Raw genomic sequence first — 7,453 nt, forward strand, 5'->3', positions numbered from 1 at the left:
CAGGAAACTATGCAAGCCCGTGCCGACACACATGATTTAGACTAGGTTTCCTACGCAGACGGCTCACGTAAGTTGTTGCGACGTTAGTTCAAGAAAACGCGTGGGTCAACACTTCCCTAACATTCTGTTTCGGTGTTCTTCGCTTGACTTGCGGCATAAACTTACGCTAGCCCTCACCCACGGCGGTACTTCCTATGGACATGCAAACCCCCATGGCTCCGCAAACCGCAGAAACCTTCGCCGAACGCATCAAGTTGCTGATCCAGCGTGTGGGAAGCGCCACCGAGATCGCCCGAATGTGCGGCTTCTCGGAAGGCGTGGTACGCAGCTGGCGCGATGGCAACACCGATCCGTCGCGCGCACGATGCGTGACACTGGCCAAGACGCTGGGCATCTCGCTGGTCTGGCTGGTGGCCGGGGAGGGCACGCTGCAGGTGGACCCCACGCCCACCGGCATGGATGAGCAGTACAGCTCGGAAGAAGCTACACCGCACCGCCACCACGCCCATCCGGCCCCGGTGCACCGCCACCTGGCTGCCGCCACCACGGTGGATGCACAGCGGCTGGATACTGCCGTACGCATGCTGCAGTCGGAACTGAGCCTGGCCGACAGCCGCCTTTCGTTGTCCGACAACACCGACCTGCTCAGCCAGCTCTACGAAATGCTCGGCCCCGGCGGCTCCCACGTGGACCCGCTGGCCATGGTGACTTTCAACCAGCGTCTCGCCGAGCGGATCCGCCAGCAACGCAATACGGCCTGACCGGTCCAACGCCCGGTGGCGACAATGAAAGCGTGGCAGCCCGTGCGGGGTTGCCACGTTTTCTTGTGCCGGTAGTCAAAGCAGGGCGATGTCGGCGACGGCTCCGAACTGGGCTTTCAACTGGCCCAGCAGGGCCAGCCGGTTGGCCCGCACGGCCGGATCGGCGGCGTTCACCAGCACGCTGTCGAAGAAGGCATCCACCACGGCCTGCAGTTGTGACAGCCGCGCCAGCACCGCGGTGTAATCGCCGGCGACCAGCGCGGCGGCATTGTCCTGCCGAGCCGAGACCAGTGCGTCGGCCAGGTCGCGCTCCGCATCCGCCTCGAAATGCGTCGGGTCGACGGTTCGCCCGACCGGAGGCGCGTCGGCCTCCTCGGCCTGCTTGCGCAGGATGTTGGCGACCCGCTTGTTGGCCGCCGCCAGGCTGGTGGCTTCCGGACGGCGGCCGAATTCGGCCACTGCGCGCAGACGGCGGTCGAAATCGGCCAGGCTGACCGGCTGCACCGCCAGCACCGCCTCGAACTGGGCGTTGTCGAAACCCTGCTCGGCGTAGTATCCGCGTAGGCGGTCGAACACGAAGTCATACAGCTCGTCGGTCAGGATCGCGCGGCGCTGGCCTGCGTTCAAGGCCGGCGGCTTGCCGTCCTTGCCCGGCTTCAGTCCCGCGGCCAGTGCCGTATCCGGCAGCAGCTCGAGCGCTTCGATGAAGCTGGCGCGCAAGTCCAGTTCCAGACCGCCCTCGATCAGGGTCCGCGCCAGGCCCAGCGCGGCACGGCGCAGGGCGAACGGGTCCTTGTTGCCGCCGGGCTTCATGCCGACGGCGAAGATGCCGGCCAGGGTGTCGAGCCGTTCGGCCACGGCCAGTACCTGGCCAAGCCGGTCGGCGGCGATCGCGTCGCCGCCGAAGCGCGGCTGGTAGTAGCTGTCCAACGCCTCGGCCACTGCCGCCATCTCGCCGTCGTGGCTGGCGTAGTAGCGGCCCATCACGCCCTGCAATTCGGGAAACTCGCCCACCATGCGGGTCAGCAGGTCGCACTTGCTCAGGCTCGCCGCGCGGGTGGCGGCAGCGGCATCGACGCCGACCCGGTTCGCGGCCACCCGCGCCAGTTCGGCGACGCGCACGCTCTTGTCCCACAGACTGCCTAGCGCCTGCTGGTAAGTGACGCCCTTGAGCTGCTCCTGATAACTCGCCAGCGGCGTCTTCAGGTCTTCATCCCAGAAGAACTTGGCGTCGGCGAAGCGCGGCCGGATCACCCGCTCGTAACCCTTGCGGATCTCGGCCGGGTTCCGGCTCTCGATATTGGCGATGCCGATGAAATGCTCGGTCAGCTTGCCCTCGGCGTCGAACACCGGCACGAACTTCTGGTTCGCCACCATGGTGGTCACCAGCGCTTCCGGCGGCACGCCGAGGAACTCGCGCTCGAACGTGCAGGCGATCGCCACCGGCCACTCGGTGAGGTTGGCCAGCTCGTCGAGCAGCGCCTCGTCGAACCGCGGCACGCCGCCGGTGACCGCCGCGGCCAGGCCGATCTGCTCGCGGATGCGCTGGCGTCGCTCGCGCGGATCGGCCAGCACGTTGCAGGCGCGCATCGCATCCAGCCAGCCGTCGGCGTCGGCCAGGTGCACCGGTTGCGGGTGCATGAAGCGGTGGCCGCGCGACTTGCGGCCGCTGGTCAGGCCCAGCACGCTGCCGTCGATGATGTCGGCGCCGTGCAGGATCACCAGCCAGTGCGCCGGGCGCACGAAGCTGTAGTCGTGGTCGGCCCAGCGCATCGGCCGCGGGATCGGCAGCGTCTTCAGCGCCTCGTCGACGATTTCCGGTAGCAGCGCCGCCACCGGCTGGCCCGGCTTGACCGCGCGCCAGACATACCAGCCGCCCTTGTCGGTCTCCAGCTTCTCCAGCTGTTCGACGCTGACGCCGCAGGACTGCGCGAAGCCGAGCAGCGCCTTCGACGGCCGGCCCTCGGCATCGAGCGCGGCGTTCAGCGCCGGCCCTCGCCGCTCCAGCGACTGCGGCGGCTGCGCAGCGGCCACGGCCGGGATGTAGGCGGCCAGACGACGCGGCGAGGCGTAAGCCTGGGCCAGGTCGAGTCCGGCCTCGATACCGCGTTTGGCCAGGCCGTCGCAGATGCCGCGCAGGAAGGCCGCGGACAGCTCGTCCAGTGCCTTCGGCGGTAGTTCCTCGGTGCCCAGTTCGACTAGCAGTGACTTGGCGGCGCTCATGCGGCCCGCTCCCTGAAAACGTTCCTCAACCCCGGGAAACCGAGCTTCTCGCGCTGCGCCACGTAGGTCTCGGCCACGCTGCGCGACAGCGTACGCACGCGCAGGATGTAGCGCTGACGCTCGGTGACGCTGATCGCGCGGCGCGCGTCGAGCAGGTTGAAGGTATGGCTGGCCTTCATCACCTGCTCGTACGCCGGCAGCGGCAGATTCGCCGCGACCAACTGGTTGGCCGTGGCCTCGCACACGTCGAACCAGTGCAGCAGCTCGGGCACGTTGGCATGCTCGAAGTTGTAGGTGCTCTGCTCCACCTCGTTCTGGTGGTACACGTCGCCGTAGGTGACGGTGCCGTACGGGCCTTCGGTCCAGACCAGGTCGTAGACGTTGTCCACATTCTGCAGGTACATCGCCAGGCGCTCCAGGCCATAGGTGATCTCGCCGGTCACCGGGCGGCATTCGAGGCCGCCGGCCTGCTGGAAGTAGGTGAACTGGGTGACTTCCATGCCGTTCAACCAGACCTCCCAGCCGAGACCCCAAGCGCCGAGCGTGGGCGACTCCCAGTTGTCCTCGACGAAACGCAGGTCGTGCACCAGCGGATCGAGGCCCAATTCCTTCAGCGAATCGATGTAGAGATCGAGGATGTTCTCGGGATTGGGCTTCATCACCACCTGGTATTGGTAGTAATGCTGCAGGCGGTTCGGGTTCTCGCCGTAGCGACCGTCGGTGGGCCGGCGCGAGGGCTGCACGTAGGCGGCGGCCCAGGGCTCGGGGCCGAGCGCGCGCAGGAAGGTGGCGGGGTGGAAGGTGCCGGCGCCGACCTCGGTGTCGAGCGGCTGCAGCAGCACACAGCCCTGCGCCGCCCAGTAGCGGTTGAGGGTCTGGATCACATCCTGGAAGGTGCGTGCGGACATGGTTTTCCGTGACCTTGGGTAAAGCGCGTTAGTATAGCTGCAGCGTGCTTTTCCGCCGGATTCCGGCTGGAATGCGCATTGAAGGGACACACCCGGATGGCCGCTTCACCGCAAATCGCATCCCTGCTCGGCCGCCGCGGCCGGCTCGGGCTGGATGAACTGCTGGCCACGCTGGTGGTCGATGGTTATCTGCTGGCCGACGACGCCAAGCAGGTGCGCATGGGCGTCCCAGCCGGCCGCAGTACGGTCGAACTGCACCCGCTAGTGCTGATCGCGAACGCGAGGCTGGCGAACCAGCACGATCCGGGCCGGCCACTGAGCCTGGAAGGCCTGACCGAGTGGCTGGCCGGCCACGCCGGGTTGCCGTATCTGAAGATCGATCCGATGAAGATCAACGTGGCCGCCGCAACCCAGGTGGTGAGCCATGCTTACGCGAAGCGCCACCGCATCCTGCCAATCGCGGCTGCCCCGGGCGAGGTGACGTTCGCCACCTGCGAGCCGTTCGAGGCCGGCTGGGCGCCCGACCTGGCGCAGATGCTGCGGCGGGACGTCAAGCGCGTGGTGGCCAGCCCGATCGACATCAACCGCTACCTGCAGGAGTTCTACGGCGTCCAGCGCTCGATCCAGCTGGCGCAGGACGCCAAGAGCGGCGGCGACACGTCTTCTGCCATCCTCAACTTCGAGCAGCTGGTCGAACTGGGCAAGAGCGGCGAGGTAGGCGCCGACGATCGCCACGTGGTGCACATCGTCGACTGGCTGCTGCAGTACGCATTCGAGCAGCGCGCCTCGGACATCCACCTGGAGCCACGCCGCGAGACCGGGCACATCCGCTTCCGCATCGACGGCGCCATGCAGAAGGTGTTCGAACTGCCCTCGCCGGTGATGACGGCGGTGACCGCGCGCATCAAGATCCTCGCCCGCATGGACGTGGCCGAGAAACGTCGCCCGCAGGACGGCCGCATCAAGACCCGCTCCTCCGGCGGGCGCGAGGTGGAACTGCGCATCTCCAACATGCCCACCGCGTTCGGCGAGAAGGTGGTGATGCGTATCTTCGACCCCGACCTGGTGGTGAAGGATTTCGCCCAGCTCGGCTTCTCCGCCAACGAAGCCGCCCACTGGCGCGGCATGGTCGAGCGCCCGCACGGCATCGTGCTGGTTACCGGGCCCACCGGCTCAGGCAAGACCACCACGCTGTACTCCACGCTGAAGCACCTGGCCACGCCGGAGCTCAACGTGTGCACGGTGGAAGACCCGATCGAGATGGTCTCACCGGAGTTCAACCAGATGCAGGTGCACGCAGCGATCGAGCTGGATTTCGCCGCCGGCGTGCGCACGTTGCTGCGGCAGGACCCGGACATCATCATGATCGGCGAGATCCGCGACCTGGAAACCGCGCAGGTGGCGGTGCAAGCCTCGCTCACCGGCCACCTGGTGCTGTCGACGCTGCATACCAACGATGCCCCGAGTGCGGTCACCCGCCTGCTCGACCTTGGCGTGCCGCACTACCTGATCCAGTCCACCCTGACCGGCGTGGTGGCGCAGCGGCTGGTGCGCACGCTGTGCCCGCACTGCAAGCAGGTGGCCAGGCAGGATCCGCAGGCCTGGACCGTACTCACCCATGGCTGGGACGTGCCGGTGCCACAGAAGGTATTCCAGCCGGTCGGCTGCCTGGAGTGCCGCCATACCGGCTTTCTCGGACGCACCGGCATCTACGAGATGCTGAAGCTCTCGCCACGCCTGCGCGGCATGGTTTCGGCCCAGCTCGACCTCGGCCGGTTCGGGCAGGCAGCGCTGTCCGAAGGCATGCGCCCGCTGCGCATCTCGGCTGCCGACCAGGTCGCCGCCGGACTGACCACCGCACAGGAAGTCCTCACCGTGCTTCCACCGATCGACGCGCTCGACGATGCACAGCCGTAAAGACGTCCCGATGCCGCCATTGACCCTCCGCATGAAACCCGTCCTGATCATCCGCACCGGCCGTGCGCCGGAACCCATCCGCGCCCGCCATGGCGATTTCCCGCACTGGTTCCGCCTCGGTGCCGGGCTGCATCCGCAGCAGCTGCGGATCGTCGACGTCGCGGTCGGTGAAGCGCTGCCGCCGCCCCACGAAGTGGCCGGCGCCATCATCACCGGTTCGGCCGCCATGGTCACCGCGCGCGAGTCGTGGAGCGAGCACACGGCCGGGTGGATCCGCGATGCGATGGATGCGGAGCTGCCGCTTTTCGGCGTCTGCTACGGCCACCAGCTGATGGCTCATGCGCTTGGCGGGCGCGTCGACTACCTGCCGGGCGGGCGCGAGATCGGCACCCAGACGATTGCGCTGACGGCCCTCGCCGCACACGACCCGCTAGCGCCCGCACTGTCAGCCAGTTTTCGCGCGCACACCACCCACGAGCAAAGCGTGATCGAACCGCCGGCGGAGGCCACGGTACTGGCCCGCTCGGCGCGGGATCCGCACCAGCTGCTGCGCTACGGGCCGCATGCAGTCAGCGCACAGTTCCACCCGGAGTTCAACGCCGAGGTGATGCGCGCCTACATCCGGCGCAAGCATGCCGACCTGCAGCGCGAAGGCGCGAACCCGCAGGAAATCTTCGGCGCGGTTGCCGCCACGCCCACCGCCCGCCGGCTGCTGCGCCACTTCTCGCGCGACCACCGCTGGACCACTATCGCGGGCTGAGCTTCAACCGCTCAGGCGCCGGGCAATCGCATCGCGAGAAAACAGCGCGAACACCACGCCGAACAGAAAGCCGCCGATGTGTGCCCACCACACATAGGCGCCGTAGCTCGGCCCTGCATAACTGAACAGCAACTGCAGCAGTACCCACAGCCCGATCAGCAGGAAGGCCGGCACCCGCACGAATTCCAGGTAAAGCCCCAGCGGCAGCACCAGGCCGAGCCGTGCACGCGGAAACAACGCCACGTACGTACCGACCACCGCCGATACCGCGCCGCTGCAGCCGATGATGGGCAGGCGCACGCCCGTCAGGGACAACGCGCCGATCAGGTTCGCCACGACCCCGCCGACCACAAACAGCAGCAGGAACCGCAACGACCCCAGCGCGCGCTCGCCCGGCAGGCCAAAAATCACCAGGAACAGCAGGTTGCTCAGCAGATGCAGCCAGGTCACGTGGATGAACAGCGCCGTGAACAGACGCAGCAGGGCCGGATCAGTCAGCTGCGGCAACAGCGCCTCATGCGGATCGAAAATATTCGCCGGCACCGTGCCCCATTCCAGCAACAGGGAAACCCGCTGCGTGACCGGTATCAGCGCCAGGCCCACGAAGCAGGCCACGCAGACCGTCACCACCAACAGGGTTGCCCAGTGCCATCGGGGTCGGCGACGCGTTTCGACGTGGACAAACAAGGGCCGCTCCCCAGGCATGCGCCGGATCGCGGCGTTCCGACATCATAGGCGATAAGGGAATGCGCCCATGGTCGGCAATCAAGACACGGTGAAGCTGAGGCGTCGAAGGTTCACCGCCCGCCCAAAAAGCGAAGGCCACCCCGGAGGGGGAGGCCTTCCAGGAAAAAGCCCCAGGCAGCGAGCTGTTGCAGGTCGCA

6 protein-coding genes are annotated in these 7,453 nt (G+C 67.3%); 3 read left to right on the forward strand and 3 right to left on the reverse strand.

What is annotated here, in order from left to right:
• Positions 1 to 212: 212 nt before the first annotated feature.
• Positions 213 to 761, forward strand: coding sequence for a helix-turn-helix domain-containing protein (locus tag AC3WTD_RS15805; RefSeq protein ID WP_081666502.1), 549 nt, complete (start codon positions 213 to 215; stop codon positions 759 to 761).
• A gap of 75 nt (positions 762 to 836) precedes the next feature.
• On the opposite strand, the gene glyS is transcribed toward AC3WTD_RS15805, so the two are convergent.
• Positions 837 to 2,984, reverse strand: coding sequence for a glycine--tRNA ligase subunit beta (gene glyS, locus AC3WTD_RS15810; RefSeq protein WP_492614351.1), 2,148 nt, complete (start codon positions 2,982 to 2,984; stop codon positions 837 to 839).
• Positions 2,981 to 3,892, reverse strand: coding sequence for a glycine--tRNA ligase subunit alpha (glyQ, locus tag AC3WTD_RS15815; protein WP_027491101.1), 912 nt, complete (start codon positions 3,890 to 3,892; stop codon positions 2,981 to 2,983). The genes glyS and glyQ overlap by 4 nt, the downstream gene beginning before the upstream one ends.
• A gap of 96 nt (positions 3,893 to 3,988) precedes the next feature.
• On the opposite strand from glyQ, the gene tfpB reads away from it, so the two are divergent.
• Positions 3,989 to 5,809 carry a type IV pilus assembly ATPase TfpB gene (tfpB, locus tag AC3WTD_RS15820; RefSeq protein ID WP_492614352.1) on the forward strand — a complete coding sequence of 607 codons (1,821 nt, stop codon included), beginning with the start codon at positions 3,989 to 3,991 and terminating at the stop codon, positions 5,807 to 5,809.
• A gap of 31 nt (positions 5,810 to 5,840) precedes the next feature.
• On the forward strand, positions 5,841 to 6,569 hold the full coding sequence (locus tag AC3WTD_RS15825) for a glutamine amidotransferase (RefSeq protein ID WP_027491099.1): 729 nt from the start codon (positions 5,841 to 5,843) through the stop codon (positions 6,567 to 6,569).
• A 3-nt stretch (positions 6,570 to 6,572) separates the two neighbouring features.
• Here the strand turns inward: AC3WTD_RS15825 and AC3WTD_RS15830 are convergent, their stop codons facing one another.
• Positions 6,573 to 7,256, reverse strand: coding sequence for a rhomboid family intramembrane serine protease (locus AC3WTD_RS15830; RefSeq protein ID WP_492614353.1), 684 nt, complete (start codon positions 7,254 to 7,256; stop codon positions 6,573 to 6,575).
• Positions 7,257 to 7,453 lie beyond the last annotated feature (197 nt).

This window comes from Rhodanobacter sp. FW106-PBR-R2A-1-15, from assembly GCF_058789735.1.

What these genes read in the sequence shown, in the direction of transcription:
- tfpB (WP_492614352.1), top strand. Translation starts at nt 3,989, where the DNA reads ATGGCCGCTTCACCGCAAATCGCATCCCTGCTCGGCCGCCGCGGCCGG.
- AC3WTD_RS15825 (WP_027491099.1), top strand. Translation starts at nt 5,841, where the DNA reads ATGAAACCCGTCCTGATCATCCGCACCGGCCGTGCGCCGGAACCCATC.
- glyQ (WP_027491101.1), bottom strand. Translation starts at nt 3,892, where the DNA reads ATGTCCGCACGCACCTTCCAGGATGTGATCCAGACCCTCAACCGCTAC.
- glyS (WP_492614351.1), bottom strand. Translation starts at nt 2,984, where the DNA reads ATGAGCGCCGCCAAGTCACTGCTAGTCGAACTGGGCACCGAGGAACTA.
- AC3WTD_RS15805 (WP_081666502.1), top strand. Translation starts at nt 213, where the DNA reads ATGGCTCCGCAAACCGCAGAAACCTTCGCCGAACGCATCAAGTTGCTG.